This window comes from Kribbella kalugense, from assembly GCF_004365875.1.
GTDB classification, from domain to species: domain Bacteria; phylum Actinomycetota; class Actinomycetes; order Propionibacteriales; family Kribbellaceae; genus Kribbella; species Kribbella kalugense.
This window is the reverse complement of record NZ_SODF01000004.1, coordinates 63,367-86,446: the sequence shown is the minus strand read 5'-3', so window position 1 is coordinate 86,446 and position 23,080 is coordinate 63,367. Positions and strand designations below refer to the sequence as shown.

Below are 23,080 nucleotides of genomic sequence, written 5' to 3'. Positions count from 1 at the left end.
ATTGCACGGAAACCTTTGGGGAGGAACTGCGATGACCGGTCGGATTGTGCACTTCGAGGTGCCGTACGACGGGACATCGACGCGGCCTGGAAGACCATCGAGAGCCTCGGCGGCGAGCGCGTCGGCGAGAAGGCGGCGGTCGGCGACATGGGCTTCGCGGCCTACTTCAAGGACACCGAAGGCAACGTTCTCGGCCTCTGGCAATCAGCCTGACGTCCGGACGTTACCGGAGGCTCCTACACTGCGAGGTGTGTTGGCTCCGGTGGCGTCCTCGGGAGGACTGAATGCCTGACCGTACTCAGACCATTGCGTATCCGGCCCCCGGATCGCGGCCGTCGCGACGGGATCCGGAGCCGCTGGCGCCGCACGTGATCGTGCTGTTCGGCGCCACCGGCGACCTGGCCAAGCGCAAGCTGCTGCCGGGGCTGGCCTATCTGCAGCAGTCCCGGTTCGCGCCGGACGTCCGGATCATCGGTACGGCGACCGAGGACCTGACCTCGGACGAGTTCCGGGACCGGGCCAAGAAGGCGGTCGAGAAGTTCGGCACCCACAAGATGAGCGACGAGGAGTGGGCCCAGTTCGCCGAGCGGCTCGAGTACGTGCCGGTGACGGCCGGTCCCGAGGCGCTGGCAGCCGCGGTCAAGGCGGCCGAGGAGCTGCTCGGCCCCGACGCCCGGCGGCTGCACTACCTGTCCGTGCCCCCGAAGGCCGCGCAGGCTGTGATCGCGATGCTGCGCGACGCCGGCCTGGTCGAGCGCGCCCGGGTGGTGATGGAGAAGCCGTTCGGCGACGACCTGGCCAGCGCGATCGAGCTGAACGACTTCGTGCACGAGACCTTCGACGAGGCGCAGATCTTCCGGATCGACCACTTCCTCGGCAAGGAAGCCGCGCTGAACATCCTCGCGTTCCGGTTCGCGAACGGCCTGTTCGAGCCGATCTGGAACCGGAACTTCATCGACCACGTGCAGATCGACATCCCGGAGTCGCTCGGGCTGGACCAGCGGGCCACCTTCTACGAGCCGACCGGCGCGTTCAAGGACATGGTCGTCACGCACCTGATGCAGGTGATGTCGTTCGTCGCGATGGAGCCGCCGACCGCCCTGGAGCCGCGGGCGATCTCGGAGGAGAAGAACAAGGTCTTCCGGTCGATGCTGCCGATCAACCCGGCCGACGCGGTCCGCGGTCAGTACCTCGGCTACCGGCACGAGGAGGGCGTCGCGCCGGACTCCGACACCGAGACGTTCATCGCGCTGAAGGTCGAGATCGACAACTGGCGCTGGGCCGGCGTGCCGTTCTTCCTGCGCACCGGCAAGCGGATGGCCGAGGGGCAGCGGATTATCTCGATCGCCTTCAAGGAGGCGCCGAAGACGATGTTCCCGTCCGGCTCCGGCGTCGGCTCCGAAGGCCCGGACCACCTGACCTTCGACCTGGCCGACTCGTCCCGGGTGTCGCTGTCGTTCTACGGCAAGCGGCCCGGCCCCGGCATGCGGCTGGAGAAGCTCTCGATGCAGTTCTCCACCCAGGAGACCGGCAGCGCGGCCGACGTACTGGAAGCGTACGAGCGGTTGATCCTGGACGCGATGCGCGGTGACCACACCCTGTTCACCACCGCCGAGGGCATCGAATCGCTGTGGGACCGCTCGGCCCCGCTGCTCGAGGACCCGCCGCCCGCGAAGAGCTACCAGCCCGGCACCTGGGGCCCGAACGCGATCCACCAACTGATCGCTCCCCGCGCCTGGCGGCTCCCGTTCGAACGCGAGTGGCGAGAGGCCAAGCAGTAGTGCGCGAGATCGCCGTCATCGGGATCGGCGCGGGTGATCCGGAGCAGGTGACGATGCAGGCTGTGTCGGCGCTTCAGCGGGTCGACGTGTTCTTCGTACTGGACAAGGGCGAGGTCAAGCAGGAGCTGGTCGATCTGCGATCGGAGATCCTGCGGCGGTACGCGGAGGACTACCGGGTGGTCGTCGGCCAGGACCCGGAGCGGGATCGGACCACCACGGCGTACGTCGAAGCTGTCGACGACTGGCGACGCCGCCGGGCCGATGTGATCGCGGCGTTGATCGCGTCGGAATTGGGCGAGGATCAGGTCGGGGGGTTCCTGGTCTGGGGCGATCCGTCGCTGTACGACAGCACGTTGGCGATCCTCGACGACATCCTGGCGCGGGGTGAGCTGGCATTCGAGGTCGAAGTGATCCCGGGGATCAGCAGCGTGTCGACGCTGGCGGCTCGGCATCGGGTCGGTCTCAATCAGGTTGGTCGCCCGATCCAGATCACCACCGGACGACGGCTCGCTGCCGGCTGGCCGGAGGGAGTGGACGACGTGGTCGTGATGCTCGACGCACAGACGGCGTTCACCGAACACCTCGACCAGGACGCAGACATCTACTGGGGCGCGTACCTAGGCACCCCCGACGAAATCCTGATCTCCGGTCCACTGCGCGAGGTCGCCGCCGAAATCGAAAAAGTCCGCGCCGAAGCCCGCGACCGCAAGGGCTGGATCATGGACACGTACTTGCTCCGCAGGAAGCGCTGGGAAGCTTAGTTCCGCGCAGCTAAGGAGCAGAGAACCGAGCGACACAGGTGCCGGGTTTCGTACTCTGTCCCAGGTCGGTGACAGGATTGTCTTCATGGCTGACTCTCTCCTCGATCGCGCGATCTACTCGTATCCGGACGTAGACCGCCTTGTCGGCCTGCGCTCGGGGACCGCCCGGCGCTGGCTGGAGGGGTACGAGCGTGGCGGCCGGTTCTACGAGCCAGTACTGCGTGCGGAGCCGACCGGTGACGACGCTGTGACCTGGGGCGAGATGGTCGAGGCTCGACTTCTCGCGGAGTTCCGCAGCCGAGACGTGCCTGTGCAGCGGCTTCGCCCAGCGATCAACCGGCTCCGCACAGAGTTCGGCCGCTATCCCCTCGCACATGCCCGCCCGTTCCTCGATGTCGACGGCCGCGAGCTGGTACGAATCGTGCAGGAGCAGGTCGGGCTGGAGCGTCAACTACAGCTCGTGGTGGTCCGCAACGGACAACTGGTGCTCGCCGAGTCCGCGGAGCGGTTCAGCACAGCCGTCGAGTACGTCGGCGACATCGTCGGCCGGCTGAAGCCGGACGTCCGCACTCCCGACGTACTGATGGATCCGCGTCGTTCCTTCGGACAGCCCTCCGTCCGCAACGTGCGTACCGAGTCCCTTGCAGAGGACTTCCGGGCCGGCACAACCCGCGAGGAGCTCTCCGATCTCTACGATCTGAGTCCCGAGCAGGTCGACGGGGCCATCCGCTTCGAGCTGATCGCTGGTAGCGAGCGCGCCGCCTGATGAACGCCGGTCTCGGCCCGGTGTACTTCACCGACGAGAACACGCTAGGGCTCGGCAAACTACTCCGTCGCAGTGGACGCGAAGACATCGTCTATCCCGGACACGAGGAGCTTGCCGACATACCGCTCGGCACCCTGGACCTTGACTGGATGCCTGTCGTCGCCCGGCTCAAACTGATTGTGCTGACGCGAGACCGGCGGATTCGTACCCGGCCCGCTGAGTTACGTGCGTACTCGGAGTTGGGCATCCGTTCGGTCTGGATCGGCGCCAAGCAGGATCTCGGTCCTCGCGATCAATTCGACGTGTTCCTGAAGCACGAGGCGCGGCTCCAGCGCGAGATCATCAAGCGAGGGGCCGGCCCCTGGGCGCTCGCGATGAGCGCGTCCGGGGTGAGGCCGCTGTACCTGCGCGGCCAGTCGTGAGCCGTGCGTAGCAGTTAGACCAAAGGTGTAGGCGGCCTGGACTTCGGGCCGAAGCGGGGATGCGGGGAGCTGGGCGACGCTCCTGGCATGAAGAAAATCTTGGTGAGTTTGGCGGCCGCCGTGGCGCCGGTGGGGCTGTTGGTAGGCCTGGCCGGACCTGGTGAGGCGGCGCAGCAGAATGTCGTGCGGACCGACAGCGGGCTGGTGGCGAGCAAGGCGGTTGGGGATGCCTTGGTGTACGACGGGATTCCGTACGCCGCCCCGCCGGTTGGCTCGTTGCGGTGGAAGGCGCCGCAGCCGGCGAAGGCGTGGAGCGGGGTGCGGGAGTCGACGCTGGCCAGCCCATGTCCGCAGCAGGACAACCCGGAGGCGCCGGGCGGATCGTCTACCGAGGACTGTCTGTACGTGAACGTGACGACGCCCGCCAAGCCGTCGGCGGAACCGCGTGCGGTGGTGGTGTGGATTCCCGGCGGCGGGTTCTTCTCCGGTGCCGGCAACAGTTATGAGGCGTCGAAGTTCGCCGGCCGCGGCGATGTGGTCGTGGTGACGGTCAACTACCGCCTCGGCATCTTCGGCTTCTTCGGGTATCCGGGCCTGCCGGGATCGGGCACCTACGGCATCCAGGACCAGCAGGCTGCTCTCCGCTGGGTGCAGCGCAATGCCCGCGCGTTCGGCGGCGATCCGCGCAACGTCACGGTCGCGGGTGAGTCCGCCGGTGGCATGAGCGTCTGCGCGCAGCTGACCTCTCCGACCGCGACCGGCCTGTTCGCGAAGGCGATCATGCAGAGCGGCTCCTGTGCGTTCAACTGGGCCGACAACAGCCAGTACCCCGGTCAGGCTGCGGATTCCCCGTGGATCCCGGCCGGCACGGTCCAGGCCAACGGCAAGGAGTACGCCGACGACAACAAGGCCAAGCTGGCCTGCAAGCCGGGCCAGTCCATGCTCGACTGCCTCCGCGCCGCGAAGTCCGACGTACTCGTCGACGACACGCTGAACTTCACCCAGGTGGGGTACGGCGGGACTGCCGTCGTACCGCTGTCGCCTGCTCGCGCCATGAAGGCCGGACTGTTCCACCGGGTGCCGATCATCTCCGGGAACAACCACGACGAGGCGAACGGCTGGCTGGCCGCGTTCGGCGACATCAAGGACTACCCGCAGCTCGTCAAGAACATGGTCGGCGCGCAGAAGGCCCCGCAGGTGCTGCAGCACTACCCGCAGGCTCGGTATGACTCGCCCGCTGCAGCATGGGGAGCTGTCACCACGGACCGGATCTGGTCGTGCACGCAGGTCGCGACGGACCAGCAGGCGGCCGCGAAGGTGCCGGTGTACTCGTACGAGTTCGCGGACAAGCACTCGCCGATCGCAGCACCCGGACTGGGCGCGGCCCACGCCATGGAGCTGCCGTACCTGTTCCGGCTCGGTGGGTACGACTTCCCGATGTCGGAGACGCAGCAGAAGCTGTCGGACCAGATGATCGACTACTGGACGGCGTTCGCCCGGACCGGTAACCCGAACGGCCCGGACCGGCCGCACTGGTCGCCGACTGGAGCTCAGGCGGTCAAGGGCTTGTCACTGGCTCCGACCGACCAGGGTGGGATCCAGCCGGTCAACCTCACTGCTGAGCATCAGTGTGGGTTCTGGGCTGGTCTGTAGACCGCCCGCCCCACAGCCGCATGACGACAGGCGAGACGAGCAGTAGCAGCAGCGCGTAGAAGCCCACTCCGGGAACGAGGGCTGCCAGCAGAAAGGCAACCAGGGTCAACCCGGTCAGCAGCAGGGAGCCGTTGAGTTCCCGCTGGCTGACCGGGTCGTCCGGTTTCTCGAGCTCCTTGTGTCCGTGGATCATCCAGGTGATCGCGGACTGGCAGACGCTGAGCGCAAGGATCGTGCCGGCGTACAGCCCGGCAGTGAACCGGCCGGTGTCGAAGGCGCCGATGATCTCGGTCGGGAACGGCAGTACGACGATCGTGAGCAGCCAGAGCAGGTTCAGCCGCATCATCGCCGACGTGTACGCGCGGACGTGCTCGAACAGCCGGTGGTGGCCCAGCCAGAAGTTCGCGATCACCACGAAGCTGAGCAGGAACGTGAAGATCTCCTGCCGGTGGTCGGCGATCACACTGACCGCGTCGCCTCCTTCGGCCTTCACCTCCGGCACCAGGTCGACCAACGGCAGCACCAGCAGCGTGATAGCGATCGCGACGACCGCATCGGTAAACAACACCAGCCGGTCAGGATCTCTCGACGTACTCACGGCCGAAAGAGTAGCGGTCACCGGTCCCAGCCAGAACGAATCCCACTCCCACCAGCCACCCACACCGCCCCTACCCGCGCGGATCTCAGGCCCACTTTGTGCACCAGTGCCGCACTGTCAGCGACAAATGGTGCGGCTTTGGTGCACAAAGTGGCGCGGTTCGGGTGGCGCGGCTTGCGCCGCGTGAGCGCGACTTGGCCGCGGTCCTCGGCGGGCCGGTCGACGTACTCGCGGCGTACCAGGCGGAGGCTGGTCCGGTCAGTCCGCGGGCTGCGGCGCTGGAGCTGTTCGACGTCTGGTGGTCGCTGGCCGAGATCGCCGAGTACGTGCAGCTGTTCCGGCAGCCGCACGCGGATTCTCTGGACAGCAAGGAGTCCTGGCAGAACCTGACGGAGTACGTGCCCGGGTAGTACCGATCGCGGAAATACGACGCCTTGCTTGGCCGGTACCGCGGTGTCGCAAAACCGCGAGTCTGAGGTGGTCGCGGGCGGTTGCCTGGTTCTTATGACTCTTCTGGAAACCCGTGCGCCGACCGTCCGGTGGTTCGGCGTGGTCGCGGTGACGCTGGGGATCTTCGTGATCGTGACCACGGAGATCCTTCCGATCGGTCTCCTCACGCCGATCGGTTCCGACTTCGCTCTCACCCCGGGCCGCACCGGCTGGCTGATGACAACGCCCGGCCTGGTCGCCGCGGTCGCCGCACCGGTCGTCACACTCGTCACTGCGCGGCTGGACCGACGCCTGATGCTCTGCGCCCTCATGGTCCTGCTGGCCATCGCCGGCTTCCTCGCAGTGGCCGCACCGGTCTTCTGGCTCGAGCTGGTGGCCAGATTCCTGGTCGGACTGACTATCGGCGGATTCTGGTCGATCGGCGCCGGCCTGGCGGGCCGACTGGTCCCGGACCGCTGGGCACCGCGAGCCACAGCCGTCATCTTCGCCGCAGTCCCACTCGGCTCGGTGCTCGGCGTACCAGCAGGCACGTTCGTTGGTGAGCTCGCCGGCTGGCGTACGTCGTTCGCCGCCCTCGGAGTACTCGCCCTGCTGGCGCTCGCCGCACTGCGCACCACCGTGCCCCCACTCCCGCCACTGAAGGTCACCCGAGCCGCCGTACTCCGAGATGCCCTCCGAGGCAGCCGCAACGCGGTAGTAGTCACCTGTCTGATCGTCACGGCCCAGTTCGCCACCTACACCTACGTGACGCCCTTCCTGCGCGACGTCGTACGCCCGGAGCTGATCGGCCTGTTCCTGCTCGTCTACGGAGTCGCAGGTCTGATCGGCAACCTCATCGCGGGTACGACGGCCGCCCGCAACCTCACCGCGACCTTCGCCACCTGCGCCGCCTTGATCGCCGCCGCGACCCTGCTGATGCCGGTCGTCGGCCGCAGTACGACGGGAGCCTTGCTGCTGCTCGTGGTCTGGGGACTCGGGTACGGCGGCGTGCCGGTGTGCTCGATGAGCATGTTCGCCAAGGCCGCACCGCAGTCGCGAGAGGCGGCGACCGTTTGGTTCACCTCCTCGTTCCAGGCGGTGTTGTCGATCGGCGCGCTGCTCGGCGGGCTCGTGGTGGACGCGTGGTCGGTGCCGGTGGCGATGGTGGCCGGCGGCGGGTGCGCAGTACTGGCAGTCGTGGTGCTGCTGTGGTCCAGAACACAGGAGGTTCCGGGCACGTAGCATCGCGGTTGTGGCGCGGACCGAGACCGATCGATGCCCTGGTGTGCTGGCCGTGCACCAGGCGGCTGACGGCGGTCTCGCACGGGTCCGGCTGCCAGGTGGACGGCTGAGCAGCGCCCAGCTCGACGTACTGCGGGTTGCTGCCGCCGAACTGGGTGATGGCCGGCTGGAACTCACGTCCCGCGGGAACGTGCAGATACGCGGGCTAAAGGCGGACGGGCCGCAGGAGCTGTCGGACCGGTTGTACAGCGCCGGTCTGCTGCCGTCGATCACCCACGAGCGAGTCCGCAACATCCTGGCGTCGCCGCTCTCCGGTCTGGACCAGGAGTCGCGGTACGACGTCCTGCCGGTGGCTGCTGCTCTTGACCGGGCGCTGTGTGGCCGTCCGGCGCTGGCGGAACTGCCGGGGCGGTTTCTGTTCGCGCTGGACGATGGGCGTGGGGATCTGGCGGACGTGCGGGCAGATGTGGCCGTACGGGCGCTGGATGAGCGGAGTGCCGTGCTGAGCCTCGGTGGTCGGGGTGTGCGGGTGGGGTGGGCCGATGTGCCGGAGCTGATGTTGGCCGCGGCTGAGGCGTTCCTGGCGGTGCGTGATCAGGAGTGGCGGATCGCTGAGGTTGGCGCGGACCGCGTGCTTGAGCGGCTCGGGGTGCGGGCGGATGAGGTCGCGGACACCAGCAGTACGAGGATGGCGGCTGGTGTGCATGGGTCGGCGCTGGTGGTCACAGTTCCGTTGGGGAGCGTGACGCAGGATCAGGCAGCTGTGCTGGCGCAGGGTGGCGATGAGGTCCGCATCACGCCGTGGCGGTCAGTCGTGGTGCCGGTCGGAGCAACCGGCCTGGAAGAGGTCGGGCTGGTCACACAGCCGGACTCGGTCTGGGAAGGTGTGACGGCGTGCGCGGGTCAGCCGGGATGCGCGAAGGCGCTGGCGGACGTCCGCACGGACGCAACCCGTCTGAATGTAGTTCGAGGTGGCAGGCGGGTGCATTGGTCGGGGTGTGAGCGGCGGTGCGGGAAGCCGGCCGGTGCGTTTGTCGATGTGGTTGCGGTAGGCAACGGATATCTGGTGGACGGGGAACGGCTGTGAGCTATGAGTACGTGCGCGACGGCGCGGAGATCTACCGGCGGTCGTTCGCGACGATCCGGGCCGAGGCGGAGCTGGACGGACTACCGGCCGACGTGGCGCAGGTCGCCGTACGGATGATCCACGCCTGCGGGATGACCGATCTGGTCGCCGACCTGGCCTGGTCGCCGAACGTGGTCAAGAACGCGCGGGCCGCACTGCAAGGCGGTGCACCGATCCTGTGTGACGCGCAGATGGTCGCGGCCGGCATCACCCGGCGCCGGCTTCCCGCGGACAACGAGGTGATCTGCACGCTGCAGGACCCACGGACCGTCGGGCTCGCGCAGGAGTTGCAGACCACGAGGAGCGCGGCGGCGGTCGAGCTGTGGGGCGAGCGTCTCGACGGAGCGGTTGTTGCTATCGGCAACGCTCCGACGACGTTGTTCCATCTCCTCGACGTGCTTGCCACGGGTGGCCCTCGACCGGCGGCGGTGCTCGGGATCCCGGTCGGGTTCATCGGCGCGGCCGAGTCCAAGGAGGCGCTCGCCGCGAATCAACTGGGCCTGGAGTACATGGTCGTCCGCGGACGACGCGGTGGAAGCGCGATCACCGCAGCCGCGATCAACGCAATCGCCAGCGAGGAGGAGTAAATGCGCGAGCCAGGAGCAGGTGCGGCGGGTGCGGGCAGCGGGCGGTTGTGGGGTGTTGGGTTGGGGCCTGGAGATCCTGAGTTGGTGACTGTGAAGGCGGCGAGGTTGATCGGCGCCGCTGACGTGATCGCGTTCCACAGTGCGCGGCACGGACGGAGCATCGCGCGGTCGGTCGCAGCGCCGTACCTGACCCCAGGACAGCTCGAAGAGCACCTCGTCTACCCGCTCACCACCGAGACGACCGATCACCCCGGCGGCTACCAGGGTGCGATGGACGACTTCTACGCCGACTGCGCCGCCCGGCTCGCCGCGCACCTCGACGCCGGCCGGGACGTCGTCGTACTCGCGGAAGGCGATCCGCTCTTCTACGGCTCCTACATGCACATGCACAAACGGCTGGCGGACAAGTACCTGTGCGAGGTCGTCCCCGGCGTGACATCGGTCAGCGCGGCCGCCGCCGTACTCGGCCGGCCGCTGTGCGAACGCGACGAGATCCTCACTGTCCTCCCCGGCACCCTCCCACCGGACGTGCTCGCGGACCGCCTCCGCTCCACCGACGCGGCCGCCGTGATGAAGCTCGGCCGCACGTTCGCCAACGTGCGAGAGGCCTTCGAGCTCGCAGGCCGCGCCGACGAGGCCTGGTACGTCGAACGCGCGACCACCGAGGCCCAGCGGACGGCCCCGCTCAACGAGGTCGACCCAGACGAGGTCCCGTACTTCTCCCTGGCCCTCCTCCCGAGCCCGATGAACACCACCTTCACTCCCCCAGCGACCAAAACGGCCACCGAAGGCTCCGTCACGGTCGTCGGCCTCGGACCGGCCGGGCCGGAGTGGATGACGCCCGAGGTCCGGGCCGCGATCGCCGGCGCGGACGACGTGATCGGCTACACCACGTACGTCGACCGGCTGCCGGACCGGGCCCGCCAGCGCAAGCACGGGTCGGACAACCGGGTCGAGTCCGAGCGGGCCGCGTTCGCCCTCGACTTAGCCCGTAAGGGCTCGTCAGTGGTCGTCGTCTCCTCCGGTGACCCGGGTGTGTTCGCGATGGCCAGTGCGGTCACGGAGGTCGCCTCCGAGCCGGAGTACGCCGATATCGCCGTACGCGTGCTGCCCGGTATGACTGCCGCCCAGGCCGTGGCCAGCCGGGTCGGAGCGCCGCTCGGGCACGACTACTGCGTCCTGTCGTTGTCGGACCGGCTCAAGCCGTGGGACGTGATCGCTCAGCGGCTGACCGCGGCGGCCACGGCCGATCTGGCGATCGCGATCTACAACCCGGCCTCGAAGTCCCGCACCTGGCAGGTGGCCGCGACCCGCGACCTGCTGCTCGAACACCGCTCCCCGGACACGCCCGTCGTGATCGGCCGAGACGTGGGCGGCCCGGCGGAGACGATCACGGTGACAACACTCGCCGAACTCGACGCCCAAACCGTTGACATGCGGTGCCTGCTCCTGATCGGCTCGTCACAGACGCGTACCGTGTCCCGCCCCGACGGACCACTGGTCTTCACTCCCCGCCGCTACCCGGCGACGGAGAGTGACCCGACTCCAGGAGCCGGTTAAATCCGCGCACCTGCCGTGTCAGGCGCCGTACGAGCGGGTAGGGACGATGCGGAACGCCGACCAGTGAGGAGCCAGCGGACATGAGCCAGCAGTACCCCGGCGACCTAGGCAACACCGCCACCATCACCACGCCCGCCGGCGAGGACACCACCACGCAGCGGTACGAGGAGGCTCGCGCGGCCGCAAGCCGGGCGATGAGCACGATCTCGATCCCGCAGCCGCCCGGTGCGGGTCCCGCGGAGCCTGAGGTCGCCCCGGAGCTCCTGTCGTACCGCGGGTTCAAGTTCGGCGCGGCGTTCTTCGGCTGGCTGATCGCGATCGCGATGTCGGTCCTGCTGCTGGCGGCTGTGTCCGCGGCCGCCTTCGGGACCGCGCAGGTCCTCGACTACACCACCAGCGACGCGAAGGCGCAGCCTGGCGCTGCGTCGATCACCGCAGCCGGGGTCGCCATCCTGATGCTGACGATCGCGTTCTACACCGGCGGGTACGTCGCCGGCCGGCTGGTCCGCTTCGACGGCGGACGGCAGGGCTTCGGGGTGTGGATGATCGCGGTCCTGGTCGGGTTGGTCGCGGGCGGCACCGGCTGGCTGCTGGACAACCAGTACGACGTGCTCAGCGACATCAACCGGCCGGACGTGGCGCTGACCAACAACACGCTCGCACTCGGCGGGATCGTCGCGGCCGCCGCACTACTCCTCCTCACGCTGCTCGCGGCCATCCTGGGCGGCAAGAACGGCCGGCGCTACCACGACCGGATCGACCAGCTGGTCGACTAGGGGTTTTGCTGCCGGGTACCGGATGGCTGCCACGGGGCTGTCTGGTGAGGAGAGAGTGCAATGACCCAGCAGCATGAGGAAGACACGCGTATCGAGCGGCTCGACCCGTCCGAGATGCCACCGAAGCGGGAGCATGTCGAGGCCAAGCACGCCGACGACGTGCGGCGGGAGCAGGTCGACGCGTCGTTCCGCGGGTTCAAGGGCGGAGCGGCCTTCTTCGGCTGGATCGTCGCGATCGGACTGATCGCGCTGCTCACCGGGATCGTCGGCGCCATCGCGGCCGCCGTCGACTACGCCCTCACGATCGACTGGAACAACGAGGCCGGCACGATCGGCATCGCTTCCGCCGCGGTCCTGCTGGCGATCCTGCTGATCGCGTACTACAACGGCGGGTACGTCGCCGGCCGGCTGGCCCGCTTCGACGGTGCCCGGCAGGGGTTCGGTGTCTGGATGATCGGAGTCGTCGTGACCGCGGTGGTCGCGGGTCTCGCGGCGCTCGCCGGTTCGCAGTACGACGTGCTGGATCGGGTCGATCTGCCGTCGGTTCCGCTCGATGACAGGACGCTGACGACGGGCGGGATGGTCACGCTGATCGCGGCTGTGGTGATCACTCTGATCGCCGCACTGATCGGCGGGAAGGCCGGTCAGAGGTACCACAAGCGGGTCGACGCCAGCGCCGGCTGAACGGGTCCTGCTACGGCGCTGTGCTAAAACAGGCAGTAACCAAAGGGGCCCTCGTGGACCAGTTAAAACTCGGCGTCATCGGCCGTTCCCGCAAGGAGAACGAGCATCGTCTGCCGATCCATCCGCACCACTTCGAGCGGATCGACGAGGATCTGCGCCAGCACATCTACCTCGAGACCGGGTACGGCGGACAGTTCGGGATCTCGGACCGGAAGCTGGCCGAATCGGTCGCCGGCGTCGTCGACCGGGACGAGTTGATCGCTGTCGCGGATGTCGTCGTACTGCCCAAGCCGCAGCCCGAGGACCTGGCCGAGCTCCGGACCGGCCAGGTGCTCTGGGGCTGGCCGCACTGCGTCCAGGACGACAAGGTCACCCAGATCGCGATCGACCGGCGGCTCACGTTGATCGCGTTCGAGGCGATGAACCACTGGACCGCTGACGGCCGGTTCAGCCTGCATGTTTTCCACAAGAACAACGAGCTCGCCGGGTACTGCTCCGTGCTGCACGCGCTCGAGCTGATCGGCTCGACCGGCGACTACGGGCGTCGGCTGCGGGCGGTCGTGATCGGGTTCGGCGCGACCGCTCGAGGAGCCGTGACCGCGTTGAACGCGCATGGGATCCACGACGTCGACGTCCTCACGGGCCGTGACGTGGCCGCTGTCGGTTCACCGATCCACTCGGCCCGGATGGTGCAGTACGACCAGGACGAGGTCGAGCCCGGCGCCGCTCTCGATCCGCGCCGCAGCCACGCGCTGCTGGAGGACGGGCGGGTCCCGCTGGCCGGGTTCCTGACCGAGCACGACATCATCGTGAACTGCGTACTGCAGGATCCGGACGCGCCGCTCACCTTCCTGATCGAGGAGGACCTGGCGCTGCTCGAGCCGGGCAGCCTGATCGTCGACGTCTCCTGCGACCTCGGTATGGGGTTCAGCTGGGCCCGACCGACCGGGTTCGACGACCCGACGTTCGTGGTCGGCGACCACATCACGTACTACGGCGTCGACCACACTCCGTCGTTCCTGTGGAACTCGGCGACCTGGGAGCTCAGCGAGGCGCTGCTGCCGTTCATCCGGCCGGTCCTCGAAGGGCCCGCCTCCTGGCACGCCGACGCCACCCTCAAGCGAGCGATCGAGATCGAGGGCGGCACCATCCGCAACCCCGGCATCCTCTCGTTCCAGGGCCGCTCCCCCGACTATCCCCACCTGCGGCTCTAACCGGATCGGTCCGATCCGGACTCCGGGTCAGGGTGGCCGCCAGACCGATCGACCGCCAGGCTGAGCGGTATGACCCGGACCGCGCTCGTCGTCGGAGGCACCAGTGGGATAGGTGCGGCCACGGTACGGCGACTTGCCGCCGACGGGCTGCACGTCGTCGCGGCCGGCCTCGGTGCGGGCGAGTCGGAGGTCGAGCTCGATCTCCGCACCCCGCAGGCTCTCGAGGATCTGATTGGCTCGCTCGACCGGCTCGACGTACTGGTCAATACGGCCGGCATCATCAAGCGCGGCGACGAGCACCGGCCGGAGGTGTTCCGCGAGGTCGTGGAGATCAATCTGACCGGCGCGATGCGGGCAGCCGAGGCGGCGCACGACCTGCTCGCGGCGAGCCGGGGCTGCATCGTCAACGTGGCGTCGATGCTGAGCTACTTCGGTGGTCCGCTCGTTCCGGCGTACAGCGCGTCCAAAGGCGGGATCGTCCAGCTGACGAAGTCGCTGGCGGTCGCGTGGGCAGCGGACGGCATCCGGGTGAACGCGGTCGCACCCGGCTGGATCGCCACCGACCTGACCGCGGCACTGCAAGCCGATCCGGCAGCCTCCGAGCGGATTCTCTCCCGTACGCCGATGGCCCGCTGGGGCACGCCTGACGAGGTCGCCGGCGTGATCGCCTTCCTGGCCGGCCCGGACGCGGGCTTCGTCACCGGCACCGTCGTACCCGTCGACGGCGGCTACCTGAGCATGTAAGGAGAACTCGATGATCCCGGTTTCGGCAGGTGTGCCCGCGGAGATCGCCGTCCAGGCGGTCCCGGACGACGACCGGTTGTGGGTACAGCAGGCGCCGGACGTGTGGTTCCGGCCGCTGATGCTGAACACGGTCACCGGCCAGTGGTGCAACCTGCTCAAGGTGACCCGGTCCGGCATCGTGTCGCGGCACCGGCATCCGAGCGCGGTCTTCGGCTATGTGATCAAGGGCAAATGGCAGTACGACGAACACGGGTGGGTCGCGGAGGCCGGGTCGTTCGTGTACGAGCCGCCCGGCGAGATCCACACCCTCCGCGTCCCGGAGGACTGCACCGAGATGATCACGTTCTTCAACATCTCCGGCGCGATGATCTACGTCGACGAGGCCGGCAACCAGATCGGCTACGAAGACACCTTCACCAAGATCCAACTCTGCCGAGACCACTACGCCGCCAACGGACTGGGCGCCGACTACGTGGATCAGTTCATCCGCTGACTTGCCGCACCGCTTCGATCACCTGCTCCAACGACGGCGAGTGGCCGCGATCGCGGCGGGTGAACAGGCCGACCTGACGATCAACCCCGGCGTCGTGAATTGGGACGAGCTTCACCCCTTCGAGGTTGGCGGTGGTGACCGCCAGCTGGTTGGTCACGCCGACCCCGAGGCCGTGGCGGACCAGGGAGAGCAGGGTCTGCGGCTGGTTGGTGCGGAAGGCGGACTCAGGGTTGAGACCGGCTGACGCGAAGGCCAGATGGGACTCGAACTGGCGCGGACCGTCGGCCTCGCCGATGGAGATCAGCGGGAGCTCGGCGAGCTGTTCGAGACCGACGGACCCGGCGCCGGCCAGCGGATGCTTGTCCGGGAAGACGGCAACGAGCGGTTCGCGCCAGAGCACCTCGTGGACCAGGGACTCGTCCGTCACGAGTGGGTGGACCGGGCGGATCGCGAGGTCGATGTCGCCGCGGACCAGCGCGCTCTCGAGGTCGACACTCGGCCCCTCCACGAGCAGGAGTCTGATGTCGTCCGGGAGCCGGCGTACGACGCGAGGGAACAGCCACGCGGCCGCGCTCGGGTAGACGCCGAACCGGACCTCTCCCCCGGCGTTCAGGCTCTGCACAGTCCGCAGGATCTCCTCGGCACGCGGGAGCAGCGCGCGACCTTCCGGGGTCAGGCTGGTGGTTTGGCCGCGGTCGAAGAGTTGTACGCCGAGAGCGCGCTCCAGCTCGGCCACGTGCTCGCTGATCCGCGACTGCCCCCGGTATACGGACTTGCCTGCCGCCGAGAACCCGCCGTACCGGGCGACGGCGACGAAGCTGACGATCCAGTCCATCCTGAAGCCGTACGCCGCGGTGAGGTCCATGGACGTCACGGTAGCGGGAAGAGTCGGGCCGGGGTTGGCGTTGTTGGTGGTGTGCTCGAGGTAGCGGTGATCGGTGCGGGACAGGCGGGGTTGTCGGCTGCGTACCACCTGGTGCGGCTCGGATTCACGCCGTACGACGAGGTCGTCGTACTGGACCGGAACCCGGCGCCGGGTGGGGCCTGGCAGCATCGGTGGGACTCGTTGACGATGCACGATGTGCATGGAATCGCGAACCTGCCTGGAGTCCCGGTGCCGTCCAGCGCGGGCGCCGAGCAGGCTAATGACTTCGTCCCGGCATACTTCGCGGACTACGAGAAGCGGTTCGAATTGCCGGTCGTGCGGCCGGTGTCCGTCGAGAGCGTTCATCAGATCGACGAGGGTTTCGAGCTGCAGACGTCGGCCGGCGTGTACTCCGCGGCTGCGTTGGTGAACGCCACCGGGACCTGGGACCGGCCGTTCATCCCCTGGTATCCGGGGATCGAGACTTTCAAGGGCCGGCAACTGCACACCGCCGAGTACCGCGGCGCCGCTGAGCTCGCCGGACAGCACGTGCTCGTCGTCGGCGGAGGTGCGTCAGCGGTGCAACTGCTGGCCGAGATCTCCGCTGTCGCGACGACGACGTGGGTGACCCGGCGGCCGCCGGAATGGCGGACGGACGAGGACTTCACCCCGGAGTACGGACGGCAGGTCGTGGCTCGCGTCGAGGAGCGGGTCCGGGCCGGACTGCCACCGCGGAGCGTGGTCAGCGTGACCGGCCTCCATCTGCGTCCGCAAGAGCAGGCCGCTGCCGAGCGCGGCGTCTACACCCGCCACCCGATGTTCTCCCGGATCACCCCTGACGGCGTCGAGTGGCCGGACGGCCGGCATGAACACTTCGACGCCATCCTCTGGGCGACCGGCTTCCGCGCCGACCTCGCTCATCTGGCCCCGCTCCACCTGCGCGAATCCTCCGGCGGCATCCGTATGAACGGCACCGCCACCGCGGCCGACGACCGGATCCACCTGGTCGGCTACGGCCCCTCCGCCAGCACCATCGGCGCCAACCGGGCCGGGTTCACCGCTGCCCGGGCGCTGCGTGATCTCCTCAATCCCGTGGCGGCCTGAGTACGGTGGACCCCATCAGCATCAGCGGCTTCGGATCTGTGGAGGTAGCGATGACTCAGGAACCGTTCGACACGTCGGAGGAGTCCCACCGGGATCGCCGCGAGCACGGTGGCGGCGACGCGCTGCGCCCCGACGACGACGCGCTCGCCCGCCGCACCGAAGAGGAGCGGGTCGAGGCCGGTATCGACGCTTACGACCCCGACGAGGTCCCGCCGGCCACCGACGTACCGGCTTCGGACGACGTGACCGACACCGAGGAGTACCGGGAGGAAGAGGCGGAGATCAAGCGCCAGACGGAGGAGAGCGAGCTCTACCCGCTGACCGATCGCCACCCGTTCCCACCGTCCCACTACGACAAGTCCTGATCAGCGCAGGACGAGGGTCAGCAGCTCGGTGCCCAGGGTCGTCAGGACGTCGTTGTTGAGACGGTAGGCAACGAAGCGGCCCTGGCGTTCGGCGGTGACCAGACCGGCTCGGGTCAGGGCGCGGAGGTGGCGGGTGACCTGCGTGGGGTGAAGGCCCCAGAGTGCGGCGATCTCACCGGCGGTGCGGGGCTCGCTGGCCACGGCTCGGCAGACCTGGAGGCGGTCGGGCGACGCGAGTGCGTCGAGACGGGCGCGGATCTGCTGGGCCGTGGGTACGGCGGCGGCGCGGCCGGCGACGGGATAGATGATCGTGATCGGCTCGCCGGGGATCTCGCCGACGAACAGGTGCGGCGCGATGTAGTTGCTCGGGACAAGCAACAGCGACCGGGTGCTGATGTCGATCCGCTTGCTCTGCACCTTCTGTACGACGATGCTGTCCGCGTCGCGTTGGTCGATCGAGCTGTCCAACGAGCGCAGCATCGCCCCGGCACCGTCACGGATCGCCAGGTCGCGGTCGTGTCGACCACGGGCGGCCAGCGCGTCACGTGACGACTCCCAGACCACGCTGAACCACTCCTGCCAGCAGGCGTCCAGCAGGTCGGCAAAACGACGTACCGGGTCGGCAGGGTCTGTTAGCAGTGATTCGACCAGTGCGGCGACGGACCGGCCGCGACTGCGTGCCCAGTGCAGTACGGCGTCCTTGTCGACGGATCGGCTGTTCAGCGGACGACCGTGCAACGGGCGGACGAGCTCGGCGGCCACATCCTCCGGCGGGCGTGATCGGAGTACCGCCAGCTCGTCTGACCACGACGGCATGCCAGTCGAGGCGGTCGTCGCGAAGAAGCGTGCCCGGACCGCACGTACGGTCCAGGACCACTGCGCGAGCTCCGAACGCAGGTCAGCCGACAGCGGCACGGAAGCTGCCCAGTCGACCCGGTCATGGTGCGCCGGCTCGGCCAGTACGTGTAGGGCCGAGCCGAGCTCGATCAGTGGCGACGCCACATGCCGGATCCGCTCCGGCTCAAGCCGACCGACCCCGGCAAGGACAGTCGGCATTCAGTCCTTCAGTTTGAATTGGAGGTCGGTGTCCCAGTCATTCATGTCGGGGACCTCGCGGGGGTCGGACAGGTAGATCTCGAGTCGCGCGGTCCAGTGGTCGCCGTTGGCATCCCACTCGACGCCCTGCTGCTTACCCCAGTCCAGCAGCGCGCCGGTGGCAGCCATCAGGCCGTCGGGGTGACCGTGGTGGTGGGCGATCGCGTACCGGCCGGCCGGGAGTACGCCGGTGACGATCTCGCCCTCGCCGGAGTGCAGGTCGTCGACCGGGAACCCGATCTCCATCACCAGCTCGCCCTCCATGTCGATCACGTCGTACTTGAAGAACGGCGCGTCGTTCGGGGCGATCTCCTTGGCGGCGAGCCAGTCGATCACCTCCCGCATCCGGTCCGCGAACGCGCCGATCCCGCTCATCGGCACCTTGCCCCGCAGCGCGACGTACGGACGTTCGCCAATCTCCACGATCTCCGGCATCGATCCTCCCAAGTCGGTGTTGGGGCTCAACTTACCTTCAGGACTGGCGCGGGCGGTCGGCTGAGCGTGTACTGAGAGTAGGGGGTGGCGGTCATGCTGAAGGTTCTCGTCGGGGCTCTTGCACTCATGGTCATCGGTACGTCGGCCCACGCGGAGCCGACGACGCCGATCACCTACAACGCCGGGACCACCGCGACCCGGTTCACCGGTCTGGCGTTCGACACGTGTACGGCGCCGACGCTGGCCCAGATGACCGCCTGGAAGGCATCGCCGTACAAGGCGGTCGGCATCTACTTCGGTGGCGTGAACCGGACCTGCGCCCAGCCGCAGCTGACCCCGGCCTGGGTCAACGCCGTCACCGCGATGGGGTGGCGACTCGTCCCGATCTATCTAGGTCTGCAAGCCCCCTGCGGCACGCGGAAGTACAGAATGTCCACGACAGCGTCCAACCGGGAAGCGGTGCGGGAGGCGGACGACGCGGTTGCCAAGGCGAAGGCACTCGGTCTCCTCCCGGGCAGTGGGCTCTACAACGACATGGAGAACTACGACAACACCAACGCCGTCTGCCGTTCCGCCGTACTGCACTACCTGTCCGCGTGGACCAAGGAGCTGCACCTGCAGCGCTACCTGTCCGGTGTGTACGCAAACCTGAGCTCAGGGGCACCTGACCTCGCGGCGGCTTACAACTCCCCGTCGTACGCACGGCCGGATGCACTGTGGATCGCGCGCTGGGACAACAGCAGCGTGCTCACCGGGTGGGCTGGTGTCCCCAACACGTTCTGGGCGGTCGGGCAGCGCGGCAAGCAGTACAGGGGCGACCACACCGAGACGTACGGCGGCGTGACGCTCAACATCGACAACGACCGCTTCGACGCACCGGTCGCGTCCGTGGCCTACAGCTACACGGTCCGTACGACGATCCATTCGTACAGCGGCCCGTCGACGGCGTACCCGGTCCGGTCGACCATCGCCGCCAACGCCGGCGTCCGCCTTGTCTGCCAGACGTTCGGACCGAAGATCGGCACCTCGGCGGTCTGGGACAAGCTGATCGACGGCACGTACGTCACCGACTACTACGTGCGTACCCCGAGCAAGCCCGGGTACAGCGCGCCTCTTCCGGGGTGCAGTTTCCCCTTCCAGACAACGATTAGCGGCCTGAGTCGGCGACACGGTCCGGGTGCGTCCTATGCGGCGTACCCGAGCACGTTGCCGGCCGGCTCGCTGGCCTGGGTTACCTGCCAGCAAGCCGGCTCGAAGGTCGGCACAACCGCGGTCTGGGACCGGCTGAGTGACGGCAGCTACGTCACCGACTACTACGTCGCCACCGCGAGCAATACGACGTACACCGCACCGATCCGCCGCTGCTGACGACTACTGCGCCCAAGGCGGCTGTACTGCGGTCCCGTCCGCCATGTAACCCGTGAAGCCAGCCGTGATGGCCACGTGCAGCTCCGCCTTGCCCTCGCCGAGGTTGGTCAGCGAGATCGGCTCACCAGCCTGCACGACGACCGCGTCGCCCGGGCCGAGCTTCTCGCCGTCCGGAGTGATCTGCACAGAGCCGCTGAGCACCATGAACACCTCGTCCCGGTCGAGCGTGTGCGGCGCGTCGCCGCCGTGACCGGGGTCGACCGTGAGCTTCCACGTGCACAGCCCGGCCGAACCCCGGCTCGGCGCGGCCATCCCGGTGAACTCGACCCCGGGCAGCTGGAACCGCGGCGCGTCGGCCGCGTGAATGACCTGCATCTCGTCCCCCACTCATTTAGACAAGCTGACTTGACCAAGTCAGCTTGTCTATCATGACTGTCATGACGCGATCGGGCAAGCCGGATATCGGGATCCTGTTACTGCTGGCGGACCAGGAGTTCGTCCGCGACCTGCGCGAGCACATCGCCGCACTGGGGTACGCCGACCAGGGCCGGTCGGACGGATTCGTACTGCGGACGCTCGGCGCCGGACCGACCACGATCACCGGACTCGCCGAGCGGCTCGAGATCACCAAGCAGGGCGCCGCTCAGATCGTCGACGACATGGAGCGCCGAGGGTACGTCGAACGTCGCCCCGACCCCACCGACGCACGGGCCCGCCTACTGCACCTGACCGCCCAGGGCACGGCCGCACTCTCCGCAGCGCGCAGATTCCATCAGGCCTACGAACGCCGCCTGCGCAAACGATTCGGCGACGAGGCGATCGACACCCTGCGCGACGTACTGACCCACATGGCCGGCGAAGCCCAGGTCAGCACGCCGCACTTCCGGGCGCTGATGTTCTAGTGCCGGCGAGTGGCCGACAGGATCGGGCTGGGGAGGATCGTGTACCCGATTTGGGCAGAAATCCGCCCCAACCTCGCCCCGCCGAGGTGCTGGAGCGTCGCGGCGTACCGCCAGGCCATCACAACCGCCTCCAGCCAGTCACGGCCCCGCCTGGCCAGCTCCCAAGCACTGCATTGTGGTGGCCTGCACGTCCGCATCCAGCCTTCACGTGATGGGAGCTCGCCAGATCGCTGGTCGGTTCCGTGCGTTTCGCACCCCTCTGCTCTGTACCAGTTCTAGTCAGCAGGGGGTGGAGGTGAGGCGGACTCGGTAGACCGGGGTCAGGTTGATCCAGTGGTGCTGGCCGTCGGCCGGGACGCATCCGAGTTGGTTGCCGCCGGCGTTGTCGTACCGCGCTGCCGCGCCGCCGGTCTGCCTGTTGAGGAACGCACCGGTGCCGACCCAGTTGCTCACCGTGTAGGTGCGGTAGGCAATGAATTTGAAGACGTAGTACCCGGCGCCGTAAGGCACGCTGACACAGGCGTACTGCGACGGGCAGGGTGTGGCCGCGCCCCCTGGCACATACACATACTCGACGGTCGGCGACGTGGTCGGCACAGCAGCCGCAGCGCGCGGCTGGGCCGTGGGAACCGGCCCAGCCGACGCCGCGGGAGCGACGCCGATGCACAGCGCCAGTAGTGCCGGCACTGCACCGGCCGCCGCCAGGATCTTGCGTGTCATTCGTTCCTCCTCGATTGGTGTACGAGCGGTAGGAGCCCGCCTCGAGGACGAAAGGTTGCTTTCTAGCTGAAGTACTGGGGGAAGAGGTCGTTCGTCGGGTAGGTCTTCACGCCGTTGGCGGCCGTCCACAGCGCTGCGTCGATGTCGCCGTAGGACTTGCCGCTGGCGTCGTCGCGGCGGTTGAACAGAGCCGCCCAGCTCATCCCGCCGGCGGTCCGGACCACGATGGTGAAGGTGCCGGGCAGGCTGCCGGTGTGCCAGGTGTTGCGGCCGGTGCCGCCGGTGACCGGGCGGACCTGCCAGCCGAGGCCGTAGTACCAGCCGTCGGAGTTCACGCCGGTCGAGGGCTTCGACCAGAACTTGCTCAGCGAGGTGCTGTTCAGCACGCTCGTCGGTGCGTCGAACATCTTCGCCCAGCGGACCAGGTCCGGCGCGCTGGAGATCCAGCCGCCGTTCGCGTCGTGCAGCCGCATGCTGAACGAGCCGTACGGCGCGGCGACGGTCTTCCCCGACATGTCCAGCACGGTCGGCGCGGTGTACTGCGACTCGTACGACGTCTCACCGGAGTGCTTCGCGATCGTGTAGCCCTGCGTCATCCGGGTGATCTTCAACGGAGCGAGCAGCTTCTGCTGCACGTACGTGGCGTACGGCAGACCGGTGACCTTCTCGATCACGCGGCCGGCCAGCAGGTAGCCGAAGTTCGAGTAGGCAACCTTGGTGCCCGGGTTGAAGTCCAGCTTCTGCCCGGCCATGTACTTGATCACGTCGGCGTGCTGCAGCTCCATCGGTACGCCGAGGGTCCGGGAGATGGTCGCGTCCTTGGCGAGCGGGTCGCCGGAGACGTCGCGATCCCAGCCGCCGAGGTGCTGCAACACCTTCCACAGCGTGATCGTCGACCAGCGCGCGTCCCGGGTCAGACCGGTCGCCGGGGTGATGTCGATGATGTCGGCGACCGGTGTCGACAGGCTGAGCTTGCCGTCCTGCACCAGCTTCACGATCGCGGCCGCGGTGAACGACTTGGTCAGGCTAGCGATCCGGAACAGCGAGGTCGGCTGGACGGTCAGCGCGGTCGACGTACTGTAGCCGCGGGCAAGCACCAGGCGACCCTTGTAGGTGACGGCGAGCTGACCGGCGGTCACGCCGCGGGCCTGCATGAAGGCCTTCATCTGGTTGTCGAAACCGGCGAGCGCGGGGACCGTGGTGCCGGTGGTCTTCCAGGTGGCGGCGGCATCGGCCGAGCGGCCCAGGACAGTCCCGACCCCGGTTCCGACGGCCGCGACCCCTCCGGTCGCGATGGCAAGCTTGCCGAGATTCCGGCGCGACAGCTCCACGAACGTTTTCTCCTTCAGCAAACAACTTCTGGGCAGGGGTTTACAACGAAGGAGAGTCT

27 protein-coding genes are annotated in these 23,080 nt (G+C 68.1%); 20 read left to right on the top strand and 7 right to left on the bottom strand.

Features of this window, described 5'->3' with window-relative positions:
• Positions 1-15: 15 nt before the first annotated feature.
• The 6 genes from EV650_RS40800 (at position 16) to EV650_RS37700 (ending at position 5,383) form a co-directional block, all read left to right on the top strand.
• On the top strand, positions 16-213 hold the full coding sequence (locus tag EV650_RS40800) for a VOC family protein (RefSeq protein ID WP_202875294.1): 198 nt from the start codon (positions 16-18) through the stop codon (positions 211-213).
• Between the two features lie 71 nt (positions 214-284).
• Entirely contained in the window at positions 285-1,781 is a 1,497-nt protein-coding gene (zwf, locus tag EV650_RS37720; RefSeq protein ID WP_134124037.1) for a glucose-6-phosphate dehydrogenase, read from the top strand.
• Between the two features lie 8 nt (positions 1,782-1,789).
• Positions 1,790-2,542, top strand: coding sequence for a precorrin-6A synthase (deacetylating) (cobF, locus tag EV650_RS37715; protein ID WP_134124479.1), 753 nt, complete (start codon positions 1,790-1,792; stop codon positions 2,540-2,542).
• A gap of 85 nt (positions 2,543-2,627) precedes the next feature.
• Positions 2,628-3,308, top strand: coding sequence for a DUF433 domain-containing protein (locus EV650_RS37710; protein WP_134124036.1), 681 nt, complete (start codon positions 2,628-2,630; stop codon positions 3,306-3,308).
• Complete coding sequence (locus tag EV650_RS37705; RefSeq protein ID WP_134124035.1) at positions 3,308-3,730, top strand: PIN-like domain-containing protein; 423 nt, start codon at positions 3,308-3,310, stop codon at positions 3,728-3,730. The genes EV650_RS37710 and EV650_RS37705 overlap by 1 nt, the downstream gene beginning before the upstream one ends.
• An 87-nt stretch (positions 3,731-3,817) precedes the next feature.
• Entirely contained in the window at positions 3,818-5,383 is a 1,566-nt protein-coding gene (locus tag EV650_RS37700; RefSeq protein WP_134124034.1) for a carboxylesterase/lipase family protein, read from the top strand.
• Here EV650_RS37700 and EV650_RS37695 read toward each other — a convergent pair.
• Positions 5,343-5,981, bottom strand: a complete 639-nt coding sequence (locus EV650_RS37695; RefSeq protein ID WP_166678415.1) for a TMEM175 family protein — start codon at positions 5,979-5,981, stop codon at positions 5,343-5,345. The two genes, EV650_RS37700 and EV650_RS37695, sit on opposite strands and share 41 nt — an antisense overlap.
• 164 nt (positions 5,982-6,145) lie before the next feature.
• On the opposite strand from EV650_RS37695, the gene EV650_RS37690 reads away from it, so the two are divergent.
• The 10 genes from EV650_RS37690 (at position 6,146) to EV650_RS37645 (ending at position 14,836) form a co-directional block, all read left to right on the top strand.
• Positions 6,146-6,391 carry a hypothetical protein gene (locus EV650_RS37690; RefSeq protein WP_134124032.1) on the top strand — a complete coding sequence of 82 codons (246 nt, stop codon included), beginning with the start codon at positions 6,146-6,148 and terminating at the stop codon, positions 6,389-6,391.
• Between the two features lie 94 nt (positions 6,392-6,485).
• Complete coding sequence (locus tag EV650_RS37685; protein ID WP_134124031.1) at positions 6,486-7,652, top strand: MFS transporter; 1,167 nt, start codon at positions 6,486-6,488, stop codon at positions 7,650-7,652.
• 10 nt (positions 7,653-7,662) lie between these two features.
• On the top strand, positions 7,663-8,739 hold the full coding sequence (locus EV650_RS37680) for a ferredoxin-like domain-containing protein (protein ID WP_238174740.1): 1,077 nt from the start codon (positions 7,663-7,665) through the stop codon (positions 8,737-8,739).
• Positions 8,736-9,365 carry a precorrin-8X methylmutase gene (locus EV650_RS37675; RefSeq protein ID WP_202875292.1) on the top strand — a complete coding sequence of 210 codons (630 nt, stop codon included), beginning with the start codon at positions 8,736-8,738 and terminating at the stop codon, positions 9,363-9,365. The genes EV650_RS37680 and EV650_RS37675 overlap by 4 nt, the downstream gene beginning before the upstream one ends.
• On the top strand, positions 9,366-10,925 hold the full coding sequence (gene cobJ, locus EV650_RS37670) for a precorrin-3B C(17)-methyltransferase (RefSeq protein ID WP_134124029.1): 1,560 nt from the start codon (positions 9,366-9,368) through the stop codon (positions 10,923-10,925).
• An 80-nt stretch (positions 10,926-11,005) separates the two neighbouring features.
• A complete protein-coding gene (locus tag EV650_RS37665) occupies positions 11,006-11,701 on the top strand; it encodes a hypothetical protein (protein ID WP_134124028.1) in 696 nt (231 codons plus the stop codon).
• A 60-nt stretch (positions 11,702-11,761) separates the two neighbouring features.
• Positions 11,762-12,385, top strand: a complete 624-nt coding sequence (locus EV650_RS37660) for a hypothetical protein (protein WP_134124027.1) — start codon at positions 11,762-11,764, stop codon at positions 12,383-12,385.
• A 53-nt stretch (positions 12,386-12,438) separates the two neighbouring features.
• Positions 12,439-13,599 carry a N(5)-(carboxyethyl)ornithine synthase gene (locus EV650_RS37655; protein ID WP_134124026.1) on the top strand — a complete coding sequence of 387 codons (1,161 nt, stop codon included), beginning with the start codon at positions 12,439-12,441 and terminating at the stop codon, positions 13,597-13,599.
• Between the two features lie 69 nt (positions 13,600-13,668).
• Positions 13,669-14,343, top strand: coding sequence for an SDR family NAD(P)-dependent oxidoreductase (locus EV650_RS37650; protein WP_134124025.1), 675 nt, complete (start codon positions 13,669-13,671; stop codon positions 14,341-14,343).
• A gap of 10 nt (positions 14,344-14,353) precedes the next feature.
• Positions 14,354-14,836: a 2,4'-dihydroxyacetophenone dioxygenase family protein gene (locus tag EV650_RS37645; protein WP_134124024.1), complete on the top strand. Its 483-nt coding sequence runs from the start codon at positions 14,354-14,356 to the stop codon at positions 14,834-14,836.
• Here EV650_RS37645 and EV650_RS37640 read toward each other — a convergent pair.
• Entirely contained in the window at positions 14,826-15,701 is an 876-nt protein-coding gene (locus EV650_RS37640) for a LysR family transcriptional regulator (protein ID WP_134124023.1), read from the bottom strand. The two genes, EV650_RS37645 and EV650_RS37640, sit on opposite strands and share 11 nt — an antisense overlap.
• Before the next feature lie 51 nt (positions 15,702-15,752).
• On the opposite strand from EV650_RS37640, the gene EV650_RS37635 reads away from it, so the two are divergent.
• Together EV650_RS37635 and EV650_RS37630 are read left to right on the top strand one after the other, a co-directional pair.
• Positions 15,753-16,805: an FAD-dependent oxidoreductase gene (locus EV650_RS37635; RefSeq protein ID WP_134124022.1), complete on the top strand. Its 1,053-nt coding sequence runs from the start codon at positions 15,753-15,755 to the stop codon at positions 16,803-16,805.
• Between the two features lie 50 nt (positions 16,806-16,855).
• Positions 16,856-17,170 carry a DEAD/DEAH box helicase gene (locus EV650_RS37630; RefSeq protein ID WP_134124021.1) on the top strand — a complete coding sequence of 105 codons (315 nt, stop codon included), beginning with the start codon at positions 16,856-16,858 and terminating at the stop codon, positions 17,168-17,170.
• On the opposite strand, the gene EV650_RS37625 is transcribed toward EV650_RS37630, so the two are convergent.
• On the bottom strand, positions 17,171-18,226 hold the full coding sequence (locus tag EV650_RS37625; RefSeq protein WP_134124020.1) for an ArsR/SmtB family transcription factor: 1,056 nt from the start codon (positions 18,224-18,226) through the stop codon (positions 17,171-17,173).
• Positions 18,227-18,700: a GyrI-like domain-containing protein gene (locus tag EV650_RS37620; protein WP_134124019.1), complete on the bottom strand. Its 474-nt coding sequence runs from the start codon at positions 18,698-18,700 to the stop codon at positions 18,227-18,229.
• Between the two features lie 93 nt (positions 18,701-18,793).
• On the opposite strand from EV650_RS37620, the gene EV650_RS37615 reads away from it, so the two are divergent.
• Complete coding sequence (locus EV650_RS37615) at positions 18,794-20,068, top strand: glycoside hydrolase domain-containing protein (RefSeq protein ID WP_166678414.1); 1,275 nt, start codon at positions 18,794-18,796, stop codon at positions 20,066-20,068.
• A 3-nt stretch (positions 20,069-20,071) separates the two neighbouring features.
• On the opposite strand, the gene EV650_RS37610 is transcribed toward EV650_RS37615, so the two are convergent.
• Positions 20,072-20,455 carry a cupin domain-containing protein gene (locus EV650_RS37610; RefSeq protein WP_134124017.1) on the bottom strand — a complete coding sequence of 128 codons (384 nt, stop codon included), beginning with the start codon at positions 20,453-20,455 and terminating at the stop codon, positions 20,072-20,074.
• Positions 20,456-20,505: 50 nt separating this feature from the next.
• Here EV650_RS37610 and EV650_RS37605 point away from each other — a divergent pair, with 50 nt between their 5' ends.
• Positions 20,506-20,970, top strand: a complete 465-nt coding sequence (locus EV650_RS37605) for a MarR family winged helix-turn-helix transcriptional regulator (RefSeq protein WP_134124016.1) — start codon at positions 20,506-20,508, stop codon at positions 20,968-20,970.
• A 279-nt stretch (positions 20,971-21,249) separates the two neighbouring features.
• Here the strand turns inward: EV650_RS37605 and EV650_RS37600 are convergent, their stop codons facing one another.
• Positions 21,250-21,690 (bottom strand): hypothetical protein, encoded by a 441-nt coding sequence (locus EV650_RS37600; RefSeq protein ID WP_134124015.1) that lies wholly within the window; start codon positions 21,688-21,690, stop codon positions 21,250-21,252.
• Positions 21,691-21,752: 62 nt separating this feature from the next.
• Positions 21,753-23,021, bottom strand: a complete 1,269-nt coding sequence (locus EV650_RS37595; RefSeq protein ID WP_134124014.1) for a serine hydrolase domain-containing protein — start codon at positions 23,019-23,021, stop codon at positions 21,753-21,755.
• Positions 23,022-23,080: the final 59 nt, after the last annotated feature.